Annotated in this window: 26 protein-coding genes; 11 read left to right on the forward strand and 15 right to left on the reverse strand. The window is 68.9% G+C overall.

What is annotated here, in order from left to right:
- Positions 1-224 precede the first annotated feature (224 nt).
- On the forward strand, positions 225-881 hold the full coding sequence (locus GA0070619_RS05445; protein WP_231927283.1) for a DUF1345 domain-containing protein: 657 nt from the start codon (positions 225-227) through the stop codon (positions 879-881).
- Positions 882-945: 64 nt separating this feature from the next.
- On the opposite strand, the gene GA0070619_RS05450 is transcribed toward GA0070619_RS05445, so the two are convergent.
- The 6 genes from GA0070619_RS05450 to GA0070619_RS05475 form a co-directional block, all read right to left on the reverse strand.
- Complete coding sequence (locus tag GA0070619_RS05450; RefSeq protein ID WP_088947044.1) at positions 946-1,791, reverse strand: hypothetical protein; 846 nt, start codon at positions 1,789-1,791, stop codon at positions 946-948.
- Positions 1,792-1,947: 156 nt separating this feature from the next.
- Entirely contained in the window at positions 1,948-2,355 is a 408-nt protein-coding gene (locus GA0070619_RS05455) for a DUF2267 domain-containing protein (RefSeq protein WP_088947045.1), read from the reverse strand.
- 73 nt (positions 2,356-2,428) lie between these two features.
- Entirely contained in the window at positions 2,429-3,058 is a 630-nt protein-coding gene (locus GA0070619_RS05460) for a TMEM175 family protein (RefSeq protein ID WP_088947046.1), read from the reverse strand.
- 190 nt (positions 3,059-3,248) lie between these two features.
- Entirely contained in the window at positions 3,249-4,424 is a 1,176-nt protein-coding gene (locus tag GA0070619_RS05465) for a zinc-dependent alcohol dehydrogenase (protein WP_088947047.1), read from the reverse strand.
- Positions 4,421-5,332 (reverse strand): SRPBCC family protein, encoded by a 912-nt coding sequence (locus tag GA0070619_RS33275; RefSeq protein WP_231927284.1) that lies wholly within the window; start codon positions 5,330-5,332, stop codon positions 4,421-4,423. Before GA0070619_RS33275 ends, GA0070619_RS05465 begins: the two co-directional genes overlap by 4 nt.
- A gap of 373 nt (positions 5,333-5,705) precedes the next feature.
- Complete coding sequence (locus tag GA0070619_RS05475; RefSeq protein WP_088947048.1) at positions 5,706-6,287, reverse strand: type 1 glutamine amidotransferase domain-containing protein; 582 nt, start codon at positions 6,285-6,287, stop codon at positions 5,706-5,708.
- Positions 6,288-6,520: 233 nt separating this feature from the next.
- On the opposite strand from GA0070619_RS05475, the gene GA0070619_RS05480 reads away from it, so the two are divergent.
- Positions 6,521-7,363 carry an aldo/keto reductase gene (locus GA0070619_RS05480; RefSeq protein ID WP_088947049.1) on the forward strand — a complete coding sequence of 281 codons (843 nt, stop codon included), beginning with the start codon at positions 6,521-6,523 and terminating at the stop codon, positions 7,361-7,363.
- A 216-nt stretch (positions 7,364-7,579) separates the two neighbouring features.
- Here GA0070619_RS05480 and GA0070619_RS05485 read toward each other — a convergent pair whose 3' ends face one another.
- Entirely contained in the window at positions 7,580-8,707 is a 1,128-nt protein-coding gene (locus GA0070619_RS05485; protein ID WP_088947050.1) for a hypothetical protein, read from the reverse strand.
- Positions 8,708-9,033: 326 nt separating this feature from the next.
- Here GA0070619_RS05485 and GA0070619_RS05490 point away from each other — a divergent pair, with 326 nt between their 5' ends.
- The 4 genes from GA0070619_RS05490 to GA0070619_RS05505 all read left to right on the forward strand — a co-directional run bounded on the left by GA0070619_RS05490 (position 9,034) and on the right by GA0070619_RS05505 (position 11,086).
- A complete protein-coding gene (locus GA0070619_RS05490; RefSeq protein ID WP_172861982.1) occupies positions 9,034-9,354 on the forward strand; it encodes an ArsR/SmtB family transcription factor in 321 nt (106 codons plus the stop codon).
- Positions 9,351-9,827 (forward strand): SRPBCC family protein, encoded by a 477-nt coding sequence (locus GA0070619_RS05495; protein ID WP_088947051.1) that lies wholly within the window; start codon positions 9,351-9,353, stop codon positions 9,825-9,827. The genes GA0070619_RS05490 and GA0070619_RS05495 overlap by 4 nt, the downstream gene beginning before the upstream one ends.
- An 87-nt stretch (positions 9,828-9,914) precedes the next feature.
- Positions 9,915-10,385 carry an SRPBCC family protein gene (locus GA0070619_RS05500; RefSeq protein WP_231927285.1) on the forward strand — a complete coding sequence of 157 codons (471 nt, stop codon included), beginning with the start codon at positions 9,915-9,917 and terminating at the stop codon, positions 10,383-10,385.
- A 77-nt stretch (positions 10,386-10,462) separates the two neighbouring features.
- Positions 10,463-11,086 (forward strand): hypothetical protein, encoded by a 624-nt coding sequence (locus GA0070619_RS05505; protein WP_088947052.1) that lies wholly within the window; start codon positions 10,463-10,465, stop codon positions 11,084-11,086.
- Here GA0070619_RS05505 and GA0070619_RS05510 read toward each other — a convergent pair.
- Positions 11,083-11,901: an MOSC domain-containing protein gene (locus tag GA0070619_RS05510; RefSeq protein ID WP_088951575.1), complete on the reverse strand. Its 819-nt coding sequence runs from the start codon at positions 11,899-11,901 to the stop codon at positions 11,083-11,085. The two genes, GA0070619_RS05505 and GA0070619_RS05510, sit on opposite strands and share 4 nt — an antisense overlap.
- Before the next feature lie 54 nt (positions 11,902-11,955).
- Entirely contained in the window at positions 11,956-12,810 is an 855-nt protein-coding gene (locus GA0070619_RS05515; protein WP_197699600.1) for a phosphotransferase, read from the reverse strand.
- An 83-nt stretch (positions 12,811-12,893) separates the two neighbouring features.
- Here GA0070619_RS05515 and GA0070619_RS32680 point away from each other — a divergent pair, with 83 nt between their 5' ends.
- Both GA0070619_RS32680 and GA0070619_RS05520 read left to right on the forward strand, forming a co-directional pair.
- Positions 12,894-13,040 (forward strand): hypothetical protein, encoded by a 147-nt coding sequence (locus tag GA0070619_RS32680; protein WP_172861983.1) that lies wholly within the window; start codon positions 12,894-12,896, stop codon positions 13,038-13,040.
- 176 nt (positions 13,041-13,216) lie between these two features.
- Positions 13,217-13,960, forward strand: coding sequence for a VOC family protein (locus tag GA0070619_RS05520; RefSeq protein ID WP_172861984.1), 744 nt, complete (start codon positions 13,217-13,219; stop codon positions 13,958-13,960).
- A 59-nt stretch (positions 13,961-14,019) separates the two neighbouring features.
- Here GA0070619_RS05520 and GA0070619_RS05525 read toward each other — a convergent pair whose 3' ends face one another.
- Positions 14,020-14,622, reverse strand: a complete 603-nt coding sequence (locus GA0070619_RS05525; protein WP_088947055.1) for a class I SAM-dependent methyltransferase — start codon at positions 14,620-14,622, stop codon at positions 14,020-14,022.
- Between the two features lie 47 nt (positions 14,623-14,669).
- Positions 14,670-15,569, reverse strand: coding sequence for an NmrA/HSCARG family protein (locus GA0070619_RS05530; RefSeq protein ID WP_088947056.1), 900 nt, complete (start codon positions 15,567-15,569; stop codon positions 14,670-14,672).
- 66 nt (positions 15,570-15,635) lie between these two features.
- Between GA0070619_RS05530 and GA0070619_RS05535 the strand changes: the two genes are divergently transcribed.
- Together GA0070619_RS05535 and GA0070619_RS05540 are read left to right on the forward strand one after the other, a co-directional pair.
- Positions 15,636-16,151: a MarR family winged helix-turn-helix transcriptional regulator gene (locus tag GA0070619_RS05535; RefSeq protein WP_197699601.1), complete on the forward strand. Its 516-nt coding sequence runs from the start codon at positions 15,636-15,638 to the stop codon at positions 16,149-16,151.
- 67 nt (positions 16,152-16,218) lie between these two features.
- A complete protein-coding gene (locus GA0070619_RS05540; RefSeq protein WP_157743913.1) occupies positions 16,219-16,446 on the forward strand; it encodes a hypothetical protein in 228 nt (75 codons plus the stop codon).
- Between the two features lie 77 nt (positions 16,447-16,523).
- On the opposite strand, the gene GA0070619_RS05545 is transcribed toward GA0070619_RS05540, so the two are convergent.
- Complete coding sequence (locus GA0070619_RS05545; protein ID WP_088947059.1) at positions 16,524-17,996, reverse strand: arabinofuranosidase catalytic domain-containing protein; 1,473 nt, start codon at positions 17,994-17,996, stop codon at positions 16,524-16,526.
- 200 nt (positions 17,997-18,196) lie between these two features.
- Here GA0070619_RS05545 and GA0070619_RS05550 point away from each other — a divergent pair, with 200 nt between their 5' ends.
- Complete coding sequence (locus GA0070619_RS05550; RefSeq protein WP_088947060.1) at positions 18,197-19,210, forward strand: LacI family DNA-binding transcriptional regulator; 1,014 nt, start codon at positions 18,197-18,199, stop codon at positions 19,208-19,210.
- Between the two features lie 7 nt (positions 19,211-19,217).
- Here the strand turns inward: GA0070619_RS05550 and GA0070619_RS05555 are convergent, their stop codons facing one another.
- Genes GA0070619_RS05555 through GA0070619_RS05565 form a run of 3 tightly spaced genes read right to left on the reverse strand, consistent with a single transcriptional unit; the run spans position 19,218 to position 22,746 of the window.
- Positions 19,218-20,930, reverse strand: coding sequence for an amylo-alpha-1,6-glucosidase (locus tag GA0070619_RS05555; protein WP_088947061.1), 1,713 nt, complete (start codon positions 20,928-20,930; stop codon positions 19,218-19,220).
- A gap of 32 nt (positions 20,931-20,962) precedes the next feature.
- Positions 20,963-21,787 carry a carbohydrate ABC transporter permease gene (locus GA0070619_RS05560; protein ID WP_088947062.1) on the reverse strand — a complete coding sequence of 275 codons (825 nt, stop codon included), beginning with the start codon at positions 21,785-21,787 and terminating at the stop codon, positions 20,963-20,965.
- Positions 21,784-22,746, reverse strand: coding sequence for a carbohydrate ABC transporter permease (locus GA0070619_RS05565; RefSeq protein WP_231927286.1), 963 nt, complete (start codon positions 22,744-22,746; stop codon positions 21,784-21,786). The genes GA0070619_RS05560 and GA0070619_RS05565 overlap by 4 nt, the downstream gene beginning before the upstream one ends.
- Positions 22,747-22,761: the final 15 nt, after the last annotated feature.

The raw sequence follows: 22,761 nt of genomic DNA on the forward strand, positions 1-22,761 counted from the left end.
GCGGTCCGAGGAGCTGCCGGACGCGCTGCGCGCCGCACACCGCCACCTGCGAATGGAGGGCTGAGCGCCACGGCCCTCATTTGCGCGTCGCGGCACCGCAACGAGGTTGAGAAGGGACACATCACCATCGGCGAGCCTCCACAATTCCAGGATATTCACAACCTGATCCGGTAATCGCTTCGGGTATTCCCTGCATGATCCGTTCGAGCTGGAACGCTGAACAGGTGGAGCAGCAATCGGGACCACCGGCGCGGGGACGGCTGCTGTCGGTCAGGCGTGCCCTGTGGTCGTTAGCGGTCGGTGTCGTCGCAGGGACCGCCACCGCGCTGGTCGGGGCGCCGGAGTTGACGCCGCTGGTGATCTGGACGATCGCGGCGGGCACGATCCTCGTCTGGGTGTGGCGGGCCTGCTGGTGGGCGAGCCCAACGCGCACCGAGCAGCTTGCCGAGGCGGAGCAGCAGTCCCGTTCCACCGATGCGGCGATCCTGATCGCGTCCGCCATTAGCCTCGCCGCCGTGGCCGAGGCGCTCGTCCGCGCCTCGAACCAGCAGGACACGGTGGCTGTCACGCTGGTGATCCTCAGCGTCGTCGCGGTGGTCCTGGCGTGGGCGCTGGTCAATACGATCTTCGCACTCAAGTACGCTCGGCTGTACTACCGCGACGATGGCGGCATCGACTTCAAGCGGGAAGACCCACCGGCGTACTCCGACTTCGCGTACGCCGCCTTCACGGTGGGCATGTCCTATGCTCCCGGCGAGAACGAACCGACAAGCAATCGCATGCGTCGGGTCGCGCTCGGGCATGCGCTGCTCTCCTACACCTTCGGAACTGGCATCCTGGCCGTCGCCGTCAACCTGGTCACCAACCTGGGCCAATCGTGACCCCGCGGAGCATGCAGTGGCGTGACCTGGCCAGCTGCTGTGCCACCACCACGGCAGACGTCGATCAGCTCTGTGGCTGTTGCCCCTGCGGTCGTGCCAGCCGCGCCGTGACCTGCCTCAGTGGCTGACTGCTGTTGACGATCTTCTTCATCCGTTGCCACCCCGCTCGGCCCGAAGACCCGCCCAGCACGCTGCCGAGACCCTCCACGCCGCCGCCAGCCGCCGTCCCGCTGGTCTGAGTCAGTTGCTGGGTGCTCTGTCCGAGCTGCTGGGCGGCCTGTCCGAGTTGTTGACCGAGCTGCTGGGTGGCCTGCTGCAGCGTCTGCGACAGTGGTCCATCCGGCCCCAGCGCCTCCTGCGCTGTCTGCCCGACCTGGTTCACGGCCGTGTCCACCGTCTTCACCACCGACTCGATGATCTGAGGGTTGCGCTCGATTGTGCGGAGGGCGCTGTCGAGAATGCCCCTGAGCTCATCGAGCCGAACCTCGAGCATCGCCTCGGCCTCGACGCCCTTGATGTCGATCTTCACCGTGCCGAGATGCGCCTGAACGCCCACGTCGAGCTGGAGCAGGCTACCCAGCCGGGCTCGCAGAGAAACGGAGGCGTCCAGATCGTCGACCTCGACGTAGATCTGTTCGACCTTGACCTGCGGAATCTGGAGGACGACGTCTGGGTCTGACATCGTCTTGCTGCTGTGCCCGCCAGCCGGCTGAGGAAGGCCGTGCTCAGCGCTCTTCGGGACGACGGGGCGTTCGCCGTGCTTGGCACCCGTTGGCCCGCCGGCGGCACCGAAGTTCTGGCCGCGACCGGCGGATTTCGCGCCTTCCTCGCCGTCGCGCCGCCCACCAACCTGCTCACGCGGTTGCCCGGGCGACTCCCCGTGCGTGTCCCGGCTCTCCGGTTCGGTCATCCCGCACTCCTCGGGCCTCGCCTGACGTCCCGACCAGATGGAGCCCCACCATCGGTACGTCGCTCCGATCCTCGGCCCATCCCTTGGTGTGAAAGGCCAACCCCGCCTTGCTGATCCTGGTGATCAGCCTGAGCCTCACCGCAGCGAGGGTGTGGCCTAGGTGCCGATCCGCCGGGGCTGGAGCTGTCCCGACCCTGGCCCGGTCAACTGCCAGAACTCCTGCGGCAACTGGTCGACAAAGTCCCCGTACTCCTTCGCGCTGGCAGCCTCACGGAGGGTGTCCAGCACGGCCCGCGCTCCGTCGGTGGCCACCTGGCGATCCACCCCTGCCCGGGACTGCACCCGTTCCAAGAATTCGGTGAAGCCGAACCGTTCCGGATCTTCGGTGGGCCTGGACACCAGGCCTTTCAGCTCCTCGGGGAGCTGGGAAGCGAGGTCCCTTGCCTGGCCACCAGTGATCCGTTTTGCCACAGTCTCGAGCGTGGCGCGAGTGATCGGTTCCGCCTGCCCCGGTGGAACCTTGGGTCGTGCTGCCACAGACTGAATGAACTCGCTGTAGTTCACCTCGGATCCCCTCTCGAGCCGGATTGCGGCGGGTACCCGCCCTTGCCGGGGTGAAACGGCGGTTCGCACACCCTCAGGGTGGTGGCGGAGGGCGGTGGATGATCCTGCGGGTCACCCGCAACTGGTACAGGCCGGCACTGGTGATGGCATAAAAGACGGGAAGGATGAGGAAGATGACGAGGCCGATCAAGGGGGCCACCAGGTAGCCGACAATTCCTGCGAGGACGTACAGGAAGACCCCGGCGAGGGCCCGGAACCGCTCGACGTGAAAGAAGCCGTCCTTGGCCTGCTCCTTCAGCAGATCGGGGTTCCGGGCCAGGTAGTGGTAGAACGCCAGCCACGTCGCGCACAGCAACGCGCCGATCAGCGCGTAGAAGGCGATGGCTACACGCTGGTCCGCGTTGTTGTGCTCCTGCAGCGCGTGCGACACGACAATCGTCGGAAACGGCAGCAGCGCCGTGCTGAACAGCACGAAGAGGTTCATCCAGTGCAGGCCGCGATCGACCTGCCGGATGCGGTTGAACGCCGCCTTGTGGTTGAGCCAGACGACGGCCACGTACGAATAGGACGCGAGATAGGCGACGTACGATGGCCATTGGTCGAGTAGGCCAGACAGGAGGCGGCCAGGAGGAACGTCCGGCACCCGGAGGTCCAGGACCAGCAACGTGATGATGATGGCGAAGATCGCATCGCTGAACGCCACGGCACGGCTGGTGTCCGATCGGGTGCCTAGGTCCGTGTCTGGCCCGCTCACCGAGTGCGCCTTCCCAGGGTCGTCCGCGGCAAACAGCTGGGCAGCCCCGTTGCGAATGCCCCGCGCCCGCAGGCCGATGTCTCCGGATACGCCGCATCCGGCCACCGGGCGCGCCGCGGTGGCCGGATGCGGGTGGTGGTCAAGGTTTGAGGACGACCTTCTCGCAGTGGTCCTGCTTGTTCTTGAAGATCTCGAAGCCGCGTTCTGCCTGGTCGAGCGGCAGGGTGTGGGTGATGACCCGGGTCGGGTCGATCTCCCCGCGTTCGATGCGCTGCAGCAGCGGCTTCATGTAGCGCTGTACGTGGCATTGACCGGTACGCAGGGTCAGCGCCCGGTTCATCCACGCCCCGGCCGGGAACTTGTCGAGGAAGCCGCCGTACACGCCGATCACCGACACGATGCCGCCGCTGCGGCACGACAGGATCGCCTGCCGCAGTGCGTGCGGGCGCTCGGTCTCCGAGCGGACTGCCTGCTTGACCCGGTCGTAGGCGTGCACGTGCGCGCTGCCGTGGCTGGCTTCCATGCCGACCGCGTCGATGCACTTGTCCGGTCCCCGCCCACCGGTCAGCTCCAGCAGCCGGGACCGCACGTCCACCTCCTCGAAGTTCACCGGCGTGTGGCCCGCCCGTTCGGCCATCTGCAGCCGGTAGGGCTCCTTGTCGATGGCGATGACCTTCGCGGCGCCGAGCGCGCGGGCACTGTCCATCGCGAACTGGCCGACCGGACCGGCGCCCCACACCGCCACCACGTCGGTGGACTGGATGTCGCACATTTCGGCACCCATGTAGCCGGTGGGCAGGATGTCGGAGAGGAACAGCACCTGTTCGTCGGTCAGGTCGGACTCGATCTTCAGCGGACCGACGTCGGCGAACGGCACCCGCGCGTACTGTGCCTGACCGCCCGCGAAGCCGCCGGTCAGATGCGAATAGCCGAAGATTCCGGAGACCGGGTGACCGAACATCTTCTCCGCGATCCCGGCGTTGGGGTTGGAGTTCTCGCAGCAGGAGTACAGCTCGGCGGCGCAGGCGCCGCACGCGCCGCAGGCGATGGGGAACGGCACGACGACCCGGTCCCCGACGCGCAGCCGACCCGGATCGACGCCCCGGCCGACCTCGATCACCTCGCCCATGAACTCGTGACCCATGACGTCGCCGTCCTGCATCGTGGGCACGTACCCATCGAGCAGGTGCAGGTCCGAGCCGCAGATCGCCGTGGAAGTGATCCGTACGATGGCATCGCGCTCGTTCAGGATCTTCGGGTCCGGCACGTCGCGGACCTTGACCTTGTTGCGGCCGGCCCAGGTGTTCGCCCTCACGCGTCCGCCCCCTTGGCCAGTTCGGCATCCGACAGCGGTTGCGCCGGACGCTGCGGGAACTCCTTGCGAGCCCGCTTGCCCCACGGGGCACCGTCGGAACGAACCACCTGGCCGGTCTCCAGCACCTGCTTGAGCCGCCGCAGGTCGTCGTCGAGCTGTTGGTGTGGTTCCTCGCCGAAGTACCTGGCGACCGCCTTGCCGATCGCGCCGCCCGGGATGTCGTACGACAAAACGACGTGCACCTCGGTGCTCACACCGTCCGGGGCGGGGACGAAGCGGACCGTACCGGCGTTCGGCACATCCGCGTTCCCGGTCGACCGCCACGCGATCTTCTCGCCGGGTGCCTCGTCAACGATCTCCGCGTCCCACTCGACGTTCTTGCCGAACGGAGCGCTGGCGGACCAGTGGCTCGTGCGATCACCGGTGGTGCGGATCTCCTCAAGGTGGGCCATGAACGTCGGGAGGTTGCCCAGGTCGCGCCAGAACGCGTAGACCTTGGGTGGGGTTTTGCGGATGGTTGTCGTGGCCGTCAGCTCCATGGATCCTCCTTCGCGTAAGCCTTGTACCGCCCCGCTCCTTTTCGCCCGGGTGGCTTGCACGGCGGTCAGCAGGTCCACCACCGTGATCCCGACGACGGCGCCAGTGACACCGACGAGACGACGACGGCGACGCCCGCCACGGCGGGCGATGGCCACCCCGAGAGAGGCCAGGTCCATCGCGTCGCCCAGGACCCGGGTCCACGCCCAGATGCTCTTCCGCCGGCTCGTCAGAAGCCCGGCCGCATGTACCAACTCCCGCGCCCCGACCAGCGGCACCACCGTCCGTGACGTCGGGGAGTCGTCCACTCCGCTGATCCGCCGTACCGTGTCCGGTGCCGCCAGCTGCGCCACGCCCAGACCGAGACTCATCCAGCCGAGCCCGCGCCCGCGCCGCTGAACCTCGTCCTGCCTGGCCTTCACTGCATCTCGGGTTGCTAGTTGAGTCACGGGTAGCCTCCGCATCCGGTCGCACCGGCCGCGCATTCCGGTTCACGACGGTCCGGGCCGCGACCCCTAGGCGCCCGGATACCCCTCGGAAACCACCTCAACCCGCCCATCGGCCGCAGTACGCAGGCGATCCCTGTCCCGCTGCTCAGCACGGCGTCACGGCACCGGCTGATCGTCGCTTTGCACCGGTTCTAACAGCCGCTGCTCGGCGGGAGCGGCGGCCTTTCGGGCGGCGGGATAAACGCCGCTACGGGCTCAGGACCGGCCTGGTGCTTCCGGCTCTGAGCCCCGCTTGTCAGGCCGTCGCCATCTGGCGGACGTCTTCGCCCTGGGCGAACTCCTCGACCATCTTTGCGCAGAATGCCGGAAGGTCGCTGGGACTGCGGCTGGTGACCAAGCGGTTGTCGACCTGCACCTGTTGGTCCACCCAGTTCCCGCCCGCGTTACGGATGTCTGTGCGCAGGCTGGGGAATGAGGTGAGAGTCCGGCCGTTGACCATGCCGGTCTCGACCAACGACCAGGGGCCGTGGCAGATCGCCGCCACCGGCTTCTGTTGTTGGAAGAACGCCCGGACGAAGTCCATCGCCTGCGGGTTCATCCGGAGCCGGTCGGGGTTGACCGTCCCGCCAGGCAGCAACAGGGCGTCGTAGTCGGCCGCATTGACGTCGTTCACGGTCCGGTCCACCCGATAGCGGTTGGCCGGGTTGATGTCCTGGTTCATCGACTGGATCTCGCCCGATTGCAAGGAGATCAGATGGACCTCGGCTCCCGCCTGCTCCGCGGCGGCTCGGGACTGGGTGTATTCCACGTCCTCCACTCCGTCGGCGGCGAGGCAAGCGATTCGCTTGCCGGTCAGTGGCTGCTGGCTCTGCGCCATCTCGGCGGCCTCCCCTTCGCGGCACCGCCCCGTCGGCGGCGCGTCGCTAGATCGCGGTCGCCTTCCCGGTGTGGGGGACGGGCAAACAGGCCAGCGAAGCCCGCTCGAGGGTGGACAATTTTCCTCACCTGCCCGCTGCACAGCCAGTGCCTGTGCGGAGAAGGCCGCATCGCGCGTGTGCTGGCTGTCGCAGCGGGTATCGCAGACAACCCACTGGTACCCGGAAGGCCGACATGAACCCTGCTGCCGACGCGATCGAGTTGCCGTCCGGCCAGACCATGCCCGTGCTCGGCCAGGGAACCTGGTACCTCGGCGAGCGCCCCGCGAGGCGGCGGGACGAGATGACCGCCCTGCGTACCGGGCTCGACCTGGGCATGACCATGATCGACACTGCGGAGATGTACGGTGACGGCGCTTCCGAGGAACTCGTCGGCGAGGCAGTCGTCGGACGGCGCGCCGACGCCTTTCTGGTCGACAAGGTGCTGCCGTCCAACGCCAGTCGGCGGGGAACCGTGCAGGCCTGCCGCCGCAGCCTGCAACGACTCGGCGTCGACCACATCGACCTCTACCTGCTGCACTGGCGCGGCCCGCATCCACTCGCGGAGACGATCGAGGCGTTCGCCGAACTCGTCGACGCCGGCGACATCGGGCAGTGGGGTGTGAGCAACTTTGATCTTTCGGACATGACGGAGCTGCTCGATGCGGGCGGAGATGCCTGCGCGACGAATCAGATCCTGTACAACCTCACGCGCCGCGGCCCCGAGTACGACCTCCTACCGTGGCTACGCGAGCACCGAATCCCGGTGATGGCGTACTCGCCGATCGAGCAGGGGCGGCTGCTCGGCCACCCCCAGGTCGCGGAGGTCGCCGCCCGGCACGAGGCCACACCCGCTCAGGTCGCGCTGGCCTGGCTGCTGCGACAGGAGGCGGTCGCGGCCATCCCCCGATCGTCCAAGCCAGAACACACGCGGGAGAACGCGGAGGCGCGTGACGTGCAACTCACCGAGGAGGACGTGGCGGCGCTCGACACGGCGTTTCCGCCGCCGGCCGGTCCGCAACCGCTGGAGATGTTGTAGGGCCAACGGCCGTTTCGGCGGGAGCCAGGTAAGTGCCGCAAGGGCGGCAGTATTCGTGCTGGGCGAGCTCCGCGCGGCTACGAGAGGTTCAAACAGAAGTCCGACGGACGCGTACGGGCCGTCTTCCAGCCCACCGGCTGATCGGTACGACTGCCGCCAACTCTCTCTCGCACCGCCCGGTCCATAGTTGGTCAGGCGAGACTTGGGGCATCCCGCTTACCTCCTGCTGTGGGGCTGCCCGTCTTTCTCGTCCCGCCAGCCGTCCGGTTCGGGGTGATAGCCGTAAGCGGCGGCCCGGACGGTTTCCTCGTTCTCCAGCCCGGAGCCGATCGCGCCGCCGACGGTGGCCAGCGAACTGGTGATCCAGGCGAGCGTCAGATAGTCGGTGAGATCGACCGGCCGCTGCAAGACTTGTTCCAGCACGGATGTGTCGATCAGCAGCGCCCCGACGAGCACCGTCCCCACGAACAACACCACGTACGACAGCACCGTGGCCAGAGTGAGGGTGAGGATCGTGCCCAGGTTGAACAGCCGTGCCAGCTCAGCCGGCGTCTCCCGGTCCGGTTTCTCCCACAGGTTGTGCGCGACGATCAGCCAGGCCACCAACGCCGACAGCCCGAGAAGCATGATCACCGCGAGCCGGAACCCGCCGAGGGCATCGCCCATCTGCCAGATGGTGTCCGTGGTGAGCGCGAACGCGGCCGTGCCGAACGCGCCGACCAGCAGCTTGGACAGGCCCAGCAGGGCTCGCCCCGGGCGGTTGGCTCGGACCATGCCGGTCAACAGCCGCACCCGGCCGATGAACCGCGAGGCGACGTAGCTTCGTTCCCCGGCGTCGGCCTCGCCGACCATCCGGTGGACGGCGGGAACCCTGCTCGCCATCTCGGCCGGTGCCCAGCCGGCCTGCGGCACCCGCTGGTCCGAAGCATCGCTCAGCAGCCGGCTCACCAGATCCGGAACGGCCGCGCGGGCCGCTCGTAGCTGGTTCAGTCCCAGCGCTGGCAGGGACACCACCGCGACTCGCCGCCGAGCGGAGGTCTGCGCGACCAGCGGCACCCGCTCGACATGCAGCGGCAGGTCGGTCAGGCAGACTGCGACGTCCCACTGGTCTTCGGCACGCCGCCGAGCAAGATCGTCGAGCAGTGCCTCAACACCACCGTCGCGGCGCGGCGCCACCTCGCCCCAGCCTTCCCGGACAGTCCACCGCACGTCCGCGTTCACCCGCTCGCGGAGCCCGCCGGCCAGCTCGGCGGTGAGCCGTGCGGCCACCCGCGCCGGGTGATCCGGCGGGGTCGCCACCAGCCCGACGACGATCTGCGGGCGGTGCTTTTCACTGTGGGTCATCGCTGCTCCTCACCGCTGGCCGGGCTCGTCGCCGTCCGTCGTCACCAACGCCGGCTGCGGAGTAGGCCAGGTCATCCCTGAGAAGCGAGTGCTTTCCAGTGCCGACCGTCGGGGTGCAGCAGAAAATCCACGCACTGCCGAGCCATGCCCTTTGTGGCGCTCATATCGTCGCAGACCGTTCCGATCTTTAAGGCCGGTTTGCGTCAGCCCTGAATGGACGTTGCGCGGCCCGGTCGGGACGCCGTAGCGGGTCGCGAAGGCGGTGACGGGCTGATCGTTCAGCAGTTCCCCTTGACCACGGCAACCGTAAGTCGTAGCTTACGTTCGTGGCGACTTACCGAACGCATCCGGGTTGGGAAGCGCTGGGCGATCCCAGCAGGCTCGCCATCGTTCAACGCCTCGCCGAGGGGCCCCGCGCCGTGGGGGAGCTGGCAGACGAGCTGCCGATCAGCCGGCCGGCCGTGTCGCAGCATCTCAAGGTGCTCAAGAGCGCTGGCCTGGTCGTTGACCAGGCCGTGGGGACCCGCCGCGTCTACCGGCTCAGCCCGGTTGGCCTGGCCGCTCTGCGGGACCAGCTCGACACGTTCTGGCGACGGGCGCTGGATGGCTATCAGGACGTCGTTGAAGACACCGAGGAGAGCTCATGACGCAAGCAGCCACGTCGGTGGTCCGCCGACAGATCGTCGTCAACGCACCGATCGAGCAGGCCTTCACCGTGTTCACCGAGCGGTTCGGGGACTTCAAGCCTCGCGAGCACAACCTGCTGCAGGTCCCGATCGCCGAAACCGTGTTCGAGCCCAGGGTCGGCGGGCACATCTACGACCGGGGCGTCGACGGCAGCGAATGCCGGTGGGCGCGCATTCTCGCCTTCGAGCCGCCGACGCGGGTCGTCTTCAGCTGGGATATCGGACCGACCTGGCAGCTCGAAACCGACCCTGGCCTGACCAGCGAGGTCGAGGTCACCTTCGTGGTCGAGACTCCGGACCAGACCAGGGTCGAGCTGGAGCACCGGCATCTCGACCGGCACGGGCCTGGCTGGGAATCGGTTCGGGACGGCGTCGAGGACGAAGCCGGGTGGCCCCTCTACCTCGACCGGTACCACTCCCTCTTCCAGGGATAGGTGACGTACGTGTGCGCGCTCATGCCGCCGACCGGGCGTCACGAGCGGCCAGGGGAAGCGCTCACCACGTGGCTCTAAGCTGTCGACGTGCCGGCGCTGATCGAGATCGTGTCCGTCATCGACGCTGCCCCGGACGTGGTGTTCGACCTGGAACTCGATGTGGACGTGCACGCCGCGTCCCTGCGCGGCAGCCAGGAGACGGCCACCACCAGCACCGGACGTCGTCTCCTCACGCTCGGGGACGAGGTCACCTTCCGCGCCCGCCATCTGGGTCTGCGCTGGTGCATGACCAGCCGGATCACCGTCTATGAACGGCCCCACCGCTTCGTTGACGAGCAGACACGGGGTCCTTTCAGCGCCATCCGTCATGAGCACCACTTCCAGGGCCTCGACGGCGGTGGGACGCGGATGACCGACCGCGTGACGATGAGAGCTCCCTGGGGGCCGCTGGGAGCGGTGGCCGCCCGGGTGCTGGTCGCGCCGTATCTGCGACGCCTGCTGAGGCAGCGGGCAGCGCACATCAGGTCCTTGGCGGAAGCCCACGACCGTCGGGCGTGACGACGCCGGGCGGCGTGTCGTGACCGTCCCGAGAGCCTGTCGATCACGCGGATTCCTCCCGGGCTAGTCTTCGCCGCATGGCTTTGCGACCGGACGAGTTCTACGACCACGCAATCGCCGCCGCGGACAGCGAGCGTCGGCTTCCGTTGGCACGGATGACGGGCTGGGAGATCAGTCCCTTCGAGCCGGACGGGTTGCGCGTAACGCCCCTGCGCCCGCCGGTGCTCCCGGAGCCCCCGCGCCACGGTGAGGACCCGTCGGACTGTGACGCGTGCCGCGACCGGGACAAGGGCATCTGGTGGAACGACCACTGGCGACTGGTCCGGATCTCGGGCGTGGGCGTCCCGCTCGTACTCATGCTGCATCCGCGTGACCACTACGACATGGCGGACCTGCCGGACGAGCTGGCCGCCGAACTGGGGCTGTTGGGCACCCGCATCGTTCGCCACATGCAGGCGCTGCCGCACATCTCGCGGGCTCACCTGTATCGCATCGGCGATGGTGGCGCCCACCTGCACATCTGGTTCTTCGCCCGGCCGGAAGGGCAGGCCCAGTTTTTCGGGTCGTGGCTGCCCGTCTGGGACGACCTGCTGCCGGCGTATCCGGCCGACGTCGCAGAGGCCGACGCTGAGATCGTGGCGGAGGCGCTGCTCGCGTCCCACGGAGGCCACCGGCCGCCCACGGATCGAACAGGGCCCTAGCGGACGCGCTGCCCCAGGCGGAGCCGGCCTGTTTGAACGACATCGGCGTACGTCCCGAAGCAGGCCGCTTGCCCCAGCCCGGCGACCGGGACGCGGTAGTGCCGAGCCAGGGCGCTCAGCACCGAGCGGTCCGCCGGCAGGTCGGCCTGGGGCAGACCGGGAATGACGCACCTCGGGGTGGGCAGGGTAACCCGGAGCACGACGTCGCCCAGACGTAGCTCCTGCCCCGGTTCCGGGTCACCGGGTGCGTCGATGACCAGGTTCGGTCGAAAGCGCGCCGCGGCCACACTGGCGCCTCCGATGCGCTGGCCCAGCAGATCCAGCGCACCGGTGGTCACGATGTGGACGGCGCCGAAATCGACGAACCGGCCGACCCGTTCGGTGCCCGCGATCGTCGTGATGGTGTCCTGGCCGGGCCGGGTGCCGCTCATCCAGTCCGGCACCATGCCGACCTCGTCGGGCAACGTCCGGTGCAGCCGCGCGTCAGGCGGCAGCTCCCGGCTCAGCCGCACCGGGCGGCCCAGGTGCCTGCTCAGTGCGGCATCTGCCGCAGCGCTGCCGGCTCGCAGCGAGGTGCCGTCGACGTCCAGCGTCACCGTCGTTTCCGCGCCGTCGACGTGTGTCGTGGCGGCGACACCGCACAGGCGACCCCATCGTCGTGGATGTTTGGCGCTGCCCACCGTCCCGTCCAGGCGATCGATGCAGGCCCACGCCCGATCGCCGCGCAGACCGGTCGGCTCGACCTCGACCGCCGTGAGTGCTTCGCCTTGAGCGCTCTTGAGCGGGTAGCGCCGGAGCATGACAACCGAACTCATGACGACCATGCTGCCCGATCACCGCTGGCAGGGCAGGGACAGCACGGGTTGTCGTCATACCCGGGAGGACGAGAGCGCTTCCGCGATCATTCGGTGGCCCTGCGCTTCGAATGGTTCGTCGCCTACGCGGTGGGCCCAGACGGCCGTGCCTATCGCCGCGCGGACCCGGTCGCGGTGCCACGCACCCGCATCGCGCGGATCGGGCCCGTACCCGTCGAGGAAGGCCGTTTCGAGGTTCGGGTCGCGGTTGAAGTCCTGGACGGCGAGCCGGGCGAAATCCGTGGACGCGGGACGCATTGCCGCACGGCCGAAGTCGATGATGCCCACGACGTCGTGGCGGACGATCCAGTTTCGTGGCTGCCAGTCCCCATGGGTGGGCACCAGGGTCGCGGGTGGTGTCGCCCAGGTAACGATCTCGGCTCGTAGGCGCTCCGCGGTGGCCGCGGCGATCCGGTGTGGTTGGCGGAGCCACGCCAGTGACTTCTCGTTCTCGCGCCTCTCGTAGTCGTCGTCCACGACGACACTCTGCGCGTGCAGCAGGGCCAGCAACTCGCCCGCCTGCCGATACACGGCGGGGTCGTCGGCGTGCGTGCTGCCCAGCACCAGCTCACCGGGCAGGTACCGGGTGACGAGGACCTTCGCGTCCGCGCTGCCGTGCACCAGGGCAGGCGCGCGTCCCCTGCTGGTCCAGGGGTGCAACCAGTTGAGGTGGGCATGGAGTTCTCGCTGGATGTGGTGGTCGTCAGCGCCGGCGGCTTTGACGATGAATCGTGACCCGGCGTGGGTCATCTCGACGACGGTGGTCGTCGTCAGGCCCCAACTGTGGTCTCTCTCGACTGTCGCGTTCGGCAGCCACCGACCCACCAACGCCCGCTGCTGGGCAGAGAGGTTCCCGAGCGCAGAGGTCACGGCCGAAATGATACGACTGAGCGCGGTGGCCTTCCGGGGGTTACAGTCAGCCGCCATCAATCCCCATGATCGAGGAGAGCCCCATGTCGATCCAGGCATTTCTTTACATCGTCGCCGTCATTCTCATCGTGCTCGCCGCCCTGCCCCTGCCCACCCGGGGCGTCTCGCTCGCGCTTCTGGGTGCGGCGTGCGCCCTGCTCGCCTACGCCTGGCCGGTGATCACCAACTGACGTGAGGGGCGGGTCGTCGTCGCGGCCGGTGGTCGGCAGTCACAAACTGCCGCCTGCCCGCCGTGTGCGGTGTCGCGGCGCGGTGCTGCGCGGCGGAGAGCAAGCCCTCCTCCGGTACGCGCACCAGGACGTTAATGCCTTTGTCGGCCTGCCGGGGCGGTGTCTAGGGTCTGGTGATGCGTTCGCGGCTGCTGGCAGTGACCGTCGAGGCGGACGACCCGGCTCGTGCGGCCCAGTTCTGGTCCGCTCTGCTCGGCCGGGAGGTCGTCGAGGACGCCGTCGGTGCGCTCCTGCCGGGCGAGGACGCCCAGCTTGCTCTTCGGTTCGTTCCGGGCCGCGCTGGTCAGCTCGGCGCGAACCGCATGCACCTGCACCTGACCAGCGCTGATCTCGACGAGCAGCAGCACACGGTGGCGACGGCGTTGAAGCTCGGTGGCCGCCACCTCGACGTTGGGCAACGACCCGAGGAGAGGCACGTCGTCCTGGTCGACCCGGCGGGCTACGCGTTCTGCGTGATCGAGCCGGGCAACGCCTACCTCGCCGGATGCGGCTTCCTCGGTGAGCTCACCTGCGACGGCACCCGGGACGTCGGCCTGTTCTGGAGCAACGTGCTGGGCTGGCCGCTGGTGTGGGACCAGGACGAGGAGACCGCGATCCAGTCACCACGCGGCGGCACCAAGATCGCATGGGCGGGCTCGCCGGTGGCCCCGAGAACCGAGCCGAACCGGCAGCGCTTCGAACTGGTCCCGGCCGCTGGCGACCAGCAGGCGACGGTCGACGAGCTGGTCTCGCTGGGCGCCACCCGACTCGATGTCGCTCAGGACGGCGCAGTCGTGCTGGCAGACCCGGACGGCAACGAGTTCTGCGTCAGGCCGGCGCACCACAGCTCCGCCGCGTCGCCTGCTGCGGCACCTCAATGAGATGGCGTGACGCAGGGGCCTCCCCGCCCTTGCACGGCTGAGCACGAAGGGCTCGACCTTCACACAGCGATCGCCGCGATGGCGGCATGCGGTCGCTGGTCGCCTTCTCTCGGTCGCTCCAGGCGCTCGACCTCCTTGAAGCCGGCCCGGCTGAGTCGCTCGGAGATCTCGTCCAGGGGCCAGCGGTAGGCGGTCACGACCTTGTGGTCGAAGGCGCCGACCTCGTCGGCGACGAACACGCCCAGCACCACCGTCCCGGCCGGGGCGATCGCTCGCCGGAACTCGTTGAGGACGCCGTCCAGCTCCTGCGGTGGCAGATGGATCGTCGAGTACCACGCGAGGATGCCGTCGAGGGAGCCGCTGGCGACGTCGAGGTTATCCAGCGACCCGAGCTGGAACTCGACGTCCGGGTGGGCGGCCCGCGCGTGGGCGAGGAACTCGGGCACCAGGTCGATCCCCGCCGCGTCGACGCCCAGCGAACGCAGGTAACCGGTGAGATGGCCGGGGCCACACCCCAGATCGAGCACCCTGCCCGCCCGAGTCCCCAGATGCCGGCCGATGAACGAGAGGTCGGCCGGATCCACCTGCTCGCGGCTGCCGAACAGCCCGATGTACAGCTCCGAGACGGACGCGTATGCCTGCCGGACCTTGTCCCTGTCCACCCGGGCACTATACGGCCCACCGGAGCGGGTGGGTCCGCCCTGAAGGCCTACGCCCTCGTCGACGACCTGCGCTCTGTGGCCTCGGTGGACAGCAGGGTGGGCCAGTCCTGGCCCGTGGCCCAGTCGGCGAAGCTGTGCCAGCCGACCTCCGGGTAGTCGCGGCGCAGCGCGGCGACGTCAACGTGCAGGCCGACGGTGGTGAAGTACTCGAACATGGCCGCCAGGTCGGCGGACCAGTGTCGGACCCGGTCCAGGGGCACCCGTTGGTGGGTGATCGCCTGGCCGATGGCGGCGGCGAGGATCTCGGCCATCTGGCTGGGTGTGCGCTCGTCGGACGCGATGTCGATGCGCCGGCCGGCGAACTCGCCGGGGCGCTCAAGGACGAGCGCGGCGAACGCGCCGATGTCGACGGTCGGGATGAGGGTGAGCGGTCGATCGGCGGGCATTGGCCACGCGAATGTGCCCGTGCGCAGGCCGTCGAGCGTCCAGCCGCTGGCGTAGTTGTCCATGAAGGCCGCCGGCGCGAGGACCGTCCACGGCACTGCCGAGGCGTGGAGGTGCTGCTCGACGAGGTGCTTGCTGTCGTAGTGCGGGACGCCGGTGCCCTGGTCGGCGTGTGCGGCGGTGGTCAGCACGACGTGGCCGAGGCCAGCGGCCGCCGCGGCGTCGACGAGGGCCCTGCCATGCCGGACCTCGGTGGCGAGGTCGGTGCCGAACGGTGTGGTGACCGCGAACAGCGAGGTGGAACCGGCGAGCGCGGCATCGAGGGAAACGCGATCGTCGAAGTCGGCTTGGCGCACCTCGGCGCCGAGATCGCGGAGGGCTTCGGCGGCCGGTGAGGTGGGGTGGCGGGTGAGCGCGCGTACCCGGTGGCCGGTTCTCAGCAGGGCGCGGGCGGTGGCACCGCCCTGGGCTCCGGTGGCTCCGGTGACGGCAACGGTGAGCATGGTCGCTCCAGAAGGTAGGATAGCTGCGTTACACATTAACTGCGCCACGCAGCAGACTAGGTCGGATTGCTGCGTCGCGCAACTAGTTGGGATGTGGTGAGGATGGCAACGAACCGCCGCGCCAAGTTGTACGAGGATCTGTCGATGGCGTCCCGCCGCTATCTGGCGTCGTACGTCCTGTTCAACCAGGCCATTGCCGAACACCTCGGGCTACATCCGACCGACGTGCAGTTCCTGAGCCTGCTCACGGCAGCCCCCGCGCCGCTCACGGTGAAGGAGATCGCCGAGATGACCAGCCTGACCACGGGATCGGCCACTCGCCTGGTCGACCGACTCGAACGTGGCGGCTACGTCGAACGCACGCCCGACCAGGCGGACCGGCGCCGGGTGCTGGTCACCTCGGTGCCTGACCGACTCGACCGTGTCACCGCGGTCTGGGACGACCTTGGTGAGTCCTGGCAGGCACTGCTCGACGATCACACCGACGAAGAGCTTGAGGTGATCACCCGTCACATGACGCGCGCGCACGACCTCAGTCACGCCCAGATGCGTAGCCTCCGGTCCAAGCCGAAGGCCGACTGAGGTCGCCGCATGAGGCCTGCCTGGTCGGGCCCGTTTGTCGGACCGGCACGCCGGGCACAGAAAGACCATGACGAATGAACGGGTCAAGTCTGTCGGCGGCTACTTCATGCGATTTCTCGGCGGAGTGGCAGTCATCATCGGCATTCTGGCGGTCTTCTCCAGTCTGGCCCAGGGCAATCTCGTCGGGATCGTCCTCGGCGTCGTCTTCGTTGCCGGTGGGGCATACATGCTCAAGCGCTCAGGCGGGGCCAGCCAGGCGCGCGGCGCGGCACCGACGTCAGGCAGCACCCGCTGAGGCACGACCGGGTCGCCGGTCGTGCCGGCTCCGCAGACCTCACGGAACCGGCACGACCGACCTGATGGTGCACGTGGTCAGCTACGGGTGGACCACTGCTGGTTGCTGCCGCCGTTGCAGGCCCAGAGGATGAGTTTGGTGCCGTTCGCGGTGGCGGCGCCGTTGGCGTCGAGGCAGAGCCCGGACTGGGCGCCGGTGATGGTGCCGTTGGCGTTGAGGTTCCACTGTTGGTTGGTGCCCCCGTGGCAGTCCCAGATGATCGCCTGGGTGCCGTTGGTGGTGCCCTGGCCGGAGGCGTCGAGGCACTTGTTGCCGTACACCTGGAGTTGCCTGGCGGCGGTGTAGGTCCAGCGTTGCGGCGTGCCGCCGGTGCAGTCCCACAGCTGGGTCTGGGTGCCGTTGGTGGTGCTGCCGTTCGGCACGTCGATGCAGCGGCCGGACTGGCCGCCCACGACCTGGACGTTCTGTTGCGGGTTGCCGCCGCCGGCCGGCGCGTAGGCGGCGGCGTTGATGTTGGCCTGCACGGCGTTCTCGGTGGCCGCCGACGGGTAGCCCGAGGTCAGCACGCCCTCGAAGAAGGTGCCTCGGCCGGTGATGCTGTTGTCGCCGCCGATGCCGAGGAGGATGGCACCCTCCTTCTTCATCGGGTGGTAGCCGTTGGGGCGCGGCCCGTCGAAGTAGGTGGTCAGGCTGCCCGACTGCGCGTTGCCGCCCCGGATCGCCCAGTGGTTCGGCTCGCCCTTGACCATGGCCGTGACGAAGCGGTGGTTGATGGACGCGATGTTGTTGTAGCCCGCGTTCACCCCCGAGAACAGCCCCCACTCCAGGTCGGCCATGACCCAGGGGCCGCTGCCCGCGCCGTAGCCCCACTGCTTGTTGGCGCCGAAGTAGACGGTCTCCATGATGGCGCGCTCGTCGGCAAGGTTGTTCGTCTGGGCGTTGCCGTAGTCGAAGCAGCACCACTGGTTGTAGTGCGTGCCGTCGACGACCGCGTAGATCCCCTCGGGCTGGTCGCCGGTCGCGACGCCGTTGGTGTTGTTGTTGCGGTAACCGGTGCCGGGCGCGATGTAGACGCCGTACGCCTTCTGGCCGCCGACGGTGACCGGCGCGGCCTTCGCGTCGGCGAGGTTGTCCCATCCACCGGGGGCGGGGCCGGTGAAGCCGCCGGGCGGCGCCTGGGTGAGACGGTTGTTGCGACCGGACTGGTCGTAGATAACGGTGATGACGCAGCTGGTGTTGGCGCAGAACGAGTCCTGGGTCGCGGCATTCGCGTATCCGCCCTCGCTCAGCAGGCCGATGTCCCGGGTGGTGCTGTCCGACGAGCGTCGGACCTGGTAGAGCGGGCCGTTGTACGCGCCGTACAGCGCCCGGGTGGTGCTGTGCGCGGCAACGCACGGGGTGCCGCCGGTGGCGTAGATGTCGCACGGGCCCGAGACTGCGGCCCGAGCGCTCGGCGCGTCCGAGGCGACGTAGGCGCCAGCGCCGGCGACGAGGACCAACACGGTCCCCGCGGTGGCAATGAGGCGACCCAGCTTTTTCTTCACGTTCATCGGATCCTTTCCGGTGTGCGGTGGGATGCGGCGTGGCGACGATTCTTCATCACACGTAATACCTATGACATTAATGGTTGTCCATGCGATAGCGCCAGGTCGCGAGCCGGGGCCCCGGTTGTCGAGCGTCGGGTGGATATGCTCGTCAGCGCAACCTGGTGCGTCCCGTGTCGGGGCAAGATTCGATTCGAGGGCGGTCTATGAACATCGGGGAGATCGCTCGCCGGGCCGGGGTTTCCCGCAGCACCGTGTCCTACGTGCTGAGCGGAAAACGGACGGTGTCGGAGGCGACCCGGCAACGGATCCAGGCGGTCATCGACGAGCTGGACTATCGGCCGAACGCCAGCGCCCGCGCGTTGAAGGAGGGCCGCACCCGCACCCTCGGGCTGGTGATCCCTCCGGCGAGCCAACGGTTGACCGACATGCAGTTGGGCTTCGTCGCCAGCGTCGTCGAGGCGGCCGCTCGCCACGACCTCGATGTGCTGCTGTCGCCGTCCGGTGGCGACCACGACCGGTCGTTCGAGCGGATCGTCACAGGGCGTCGGGTCGACGGCGTGGTGCTCATGGAGATCCGCCTGGAGGACGAGCGGGTGACTCGGCTGACGAAGGCCGGCCTGCCGTTCGTCACGATCGGGCGGACGGCCGCACCACACGGCATGAGCTGGATCGACATCGACTACGCCGGGTTGATCGCCCGGTGCGTGCACCACCTGGCCGATCTGGGGCACCGGCAGGTGGCCCTCGTGAACCGCTCCGCCGAGCTGGTCGCCGCGGGTTACGGCCCCAGTCATCGGGCGCTGGCCGGGTTCCGGGCGGCTGCCGAGGAGCGGGGCCTGACCGGTGTGGAGGTCTGCTGCGGCGACGACACGGCCTCCGGCGAGGCGTGCGTCGAGCAGCTGCTCGTGACGCACCCGGACGTCACGGCGGTGGCCACCATCAACGAGGCAGCGCTGCCCGGAATGCAGCGCGCGTTGACCGGCGCCGGGTTGTCCGTGCCCGGCGACTTCTCCGTCACCGGCGTCGCGGCCCAGCACTGGGCGGAGGATTTCCGCCCACCGTTGACCGCTGCCGACGTGCCGATGGTCGAGATGGGCGCCGAGGCGGTGTCGCTGCTTCTGGAGAACATCGCCGAGCGCGGGGCCGTGCCACGACACCGTCTGTACAGCCCGCCCATCTCGTTGCGCTCCAGCACCGGCCCGGTCCGGGCCCGCTGAGCCGGCCCTAGCCTCCCGTTGCCCGCCGTTGCTCCTGCGCGGCGGCGAGGATGAGATAGCTGCTGGCGGTCCAGGTGTAGGCGCGGTCGCGCAGCCCGGCCCCGGTCTCGGCGTCGAAGTTCTCCGCGAACCCGGACTTCTCACACAGGGCGAGGAATCGTCGACTGATGTCGTCGGCCATCCGGCTCTGGCCGGCCCGCCGCAGACCGTCCTCGACCAGGACCGTGGAGGGCGCCCAGATCGGCCCGCGCCAGTAGCCGTCGGCGACGTAGTGGGCCGAATCCGTCGGTTCGGTGGCCAGCCCGTGCGTGGTCAGGTGGGTTTCGACGCCCCGCGCCAGCGCTGCCGCGACCGGTGCCGGCAGGTCGGCCCCGAGCGCGATGGGCATCAGGTCGAGCAGGCTGCGGCTGGCCCTCCGTCGCCCGGTGCGAGGGCTGCGGGCGGTGAAGCGTTCGCCGTCCCACAGCTCCCGCAGCAGGCCCGCGCAGATCCGGTCGGCCTCCCGGGACCACGGCTCGGCCGGCTCGCCCAGCTCGGTGGCGAGGTCCGCGAGGCAGCGGAGCTGCGAGACCAGGAAGGCGGCGAGGTCGGCCGTCTGGAGGACCCGGTCGGCGTCGAAGGTGGTCGCGTTGTCCCAGCCGCTGTCATTGCCGTGCTGGTAGTGGGGCAGGTCCTGGCCGGGAGCTCGACGGGCGTCGAGCCAGAACCGGGTCCAGCGGGCAAGCCGGTCGTACGTCTGCGCCAGCGCCGCCCGATCCGGTGGCTGGGGAAGTCGTCGGCGCAGGTGTCGCAGGGCCCAGCCGTGGATGGGGGGCTTGACGAAGTTGTGCAAAACCTCGGAGTGGGTGACCGAGTCGGGCAACGCACCGGCCTCGTCCTGGTGGTCGAAGGGCAGATGGAACTGGTGCCAGGCCAGCTCCGGCTCACCGGCGGCCAGGGCGATCGCGTTGAAGCAGTGGTCCCAGCTCCACACCTTGTCCATCCAGTGCTTGGACATCAGGACCGCCGGTCGGGTGACGAAGCCCGCTGGGGCGACGGTGGCCGACCACAGCACGTACGCGGCCAGTTCGGCGGCAGGGGTCTCCGCGCCGCGCCACGGCGCGATCGCGTCGACGAACGCGGTGAACTCAGCGGTCCGGTCCCGGCACAACTGCTCGAAGGTGACCGATCCGGCGTACGGGCGGCGGGCGGTGGCGTACTCCTCGACCGCGATCTCCCAGGGCTGGTCGCCCGGCAGGTCCAGTGAGCGGTCGGCGGTGCCGAGCGCCTCCGCGCCGTCGGTCCGCGCGAGAGTGCCCGAGAGCACCGTGACCCGGTAGCGGCGACCCGTCTCGTACGAGGTGAACACGTGTGACCCGTCGAGCGGGTCCAGGTACAGGTAGGTGCCGCTGAACGGTGTGAGGGTGCGCGCGGCGGCGGCCACCCGCAGACCGAGCCCTCGGCCCCGGATCCGCAGGGTGTCCGGTCCGTCGTAGACGGCTTCGATCCGACCGGTGCCGTCACGCCAGGTCAGCAGCGCGGGGGTGGCGACGACAGTGGTGCCGGCGACCGTGGGGGACAGGCGCAGCACCGGATGCATCCCGGTCTGGTGGGAGACCAGGTGCAGCTCGTCGGCGTACGTCTTCTCGGCTACCACCGGGGAGATGTTGAACCAGGAACCGCGGTAGCTGAACGGGATGTCCTGGATTGCGAACTCCGGACCGGACGGGGCGACGGTCATGGGTGGCGGGTGCCTTTCTGAGGTGCGGGTGGTCAGTCCTTGACGGCGCCGGCGGTCACGCCCATCGAGACGTACCGCTGGGCCAGGATCAGCAGCGCGGCGGCCGGGATGGAGGCGACGACGGCGGTGGCCATGATGGCGTTCCACTGCTGGTTGTTGTTGCCGATGTAGTGGTAGATGCCGAGGGTGATCGGCTGGTGGTCGCCGCCGCCGGCGAGGGTCGAGGCGAAGATGAAGTCCGACCAGGACCACAGGAACGCGAACAGCGACACCGTGACGATCGAGTTGCGGCTCACCGGCAGCACGACCGACCAGAAGGTCCGCAGCCGGCCAGCGCCGTCGACCACGGCCGCCTGGAGCAGCTCGTCGGGAATTCCGGACATGAAGGCTGTGAAGATCAGTACGCCGAACGGCACCGCGAGTGTCGTGTCGGCCAGGATCAGGCCGGGCAGCGTGTTGAGGATGCCGAGGGTGAGATAGATGGCGTAGAAGCCCATCGCCATGATGATCCCCGGGATCATCTGCGCGATCAGCAGCACGAAGCTCAGCGCCGGGCCGCCGGGCGGTCGGAGCTTCGCCAGCGCGTACCCGGCGGGAGCGGCCAGCGCCACGGTCAGCACCACAGTGCCGAGGCCGACCAGGAAGCTGGTCCCGAGGTACGGCAGTTGCTGGTCGAGCACCGCCCGGTAGCCGTCCAACGTGCCGTTGGTCGGGATCAGGTGCGGGGGACTGGCCCGCATGTCCCGGTCCCGGGTGAACGACACGTTGATCATCCAGTAGACGGGGAAGAGCATCAGCCCGGTCAGCACCAGACCGACACCGGTCTTCCACCAGGCCCGAGGCGATGATGTGGTCATCGTAGGTGCTGCCTTCGCTCGATCCGGATGTAGACGAGCCCGGCGATCAGGGCCATCACGATGAGCAGGTTGCCGACGGCCGCGCCCGGACCGAACTCGGGCAGGAGGTTGCCGAAGCCGAGGCGGTACGACCAGGTCGCGAGCGTGGCCGAGGAGCCGGTCGGCCCGCCTCTGGTCATGATCCAGACGATGTCGAAGACCTTCAGTGTGTAGATCAACCCCAGCAACAGCGTGATCGCGGAGACGGGGCGCAGCAACGGGAAGGTGATCGACCAGAACCGCTGCCATCCTGTCGCGCCGTCCAGCGCCGACGCCTCGTACATCTCGGTGGGGATCGCCTGTAGGCCGCTGTAGAGCACCACCAGGTTGAACGGGATGCCGATCCAGATGTTCGCGATGATCACCGAGGTGAGTGACCAGCCCGGCGAGGTGAGCCAGTTGACCGGGTCGATGCCGACGACACCGAGCGCGGCGTTGACCAGCCCCGAGTCGCTGTTGAGCAGCCACGACCAGGTCGACGCCGACACGATCAGTGGCAGCAGCCACGGTACGAGGATCAGCGCCCGCAGCGTGCGCGACAGCGGGAAGTGCTGGTGGAAGAAGAGGGCCAGGGCCATGCCGATGGTGAACTGGAAGGCGAGCGACGCGGCGGTGAAGACCACTGTGTGCGTCAGCGTCGGCCCGAAGGCCGGGTCGGTCAGCACGGTCCGGTAGTTGTCCAGGCCGGCGAAGGGCGCGCCGCCCTGCACGAACGAGCGGACGGTGTACTCGCGCAGGCTCAGCTCGACGTTGCGGTAGAGCGGGTAGGCGTAGAAGGCCAACAGGTAGATGGTGACGGGTGCCAGGAAGCCCCACGCCGGCCATCGACTGGGCCGGCGGGCACGGGACGGGGGAGGCCCGGGTGGGGCGGCCTTCGCCGCCCCACTCTGGTCTCGTGCGGTGGTGGAGCTCTGTGTCATCGGGGGCATGGTGTC

This window comes from Micromonospora zamorensis (genome assembly GCF_900090275.1).
Taxonomy (GTDB): domain Bacteria; phylum Actinomycetota; class Actinomycetes; order Mycobacteriales; family Micromonosporaceae; genus Micromonospora; species Micromonospora zamorensis.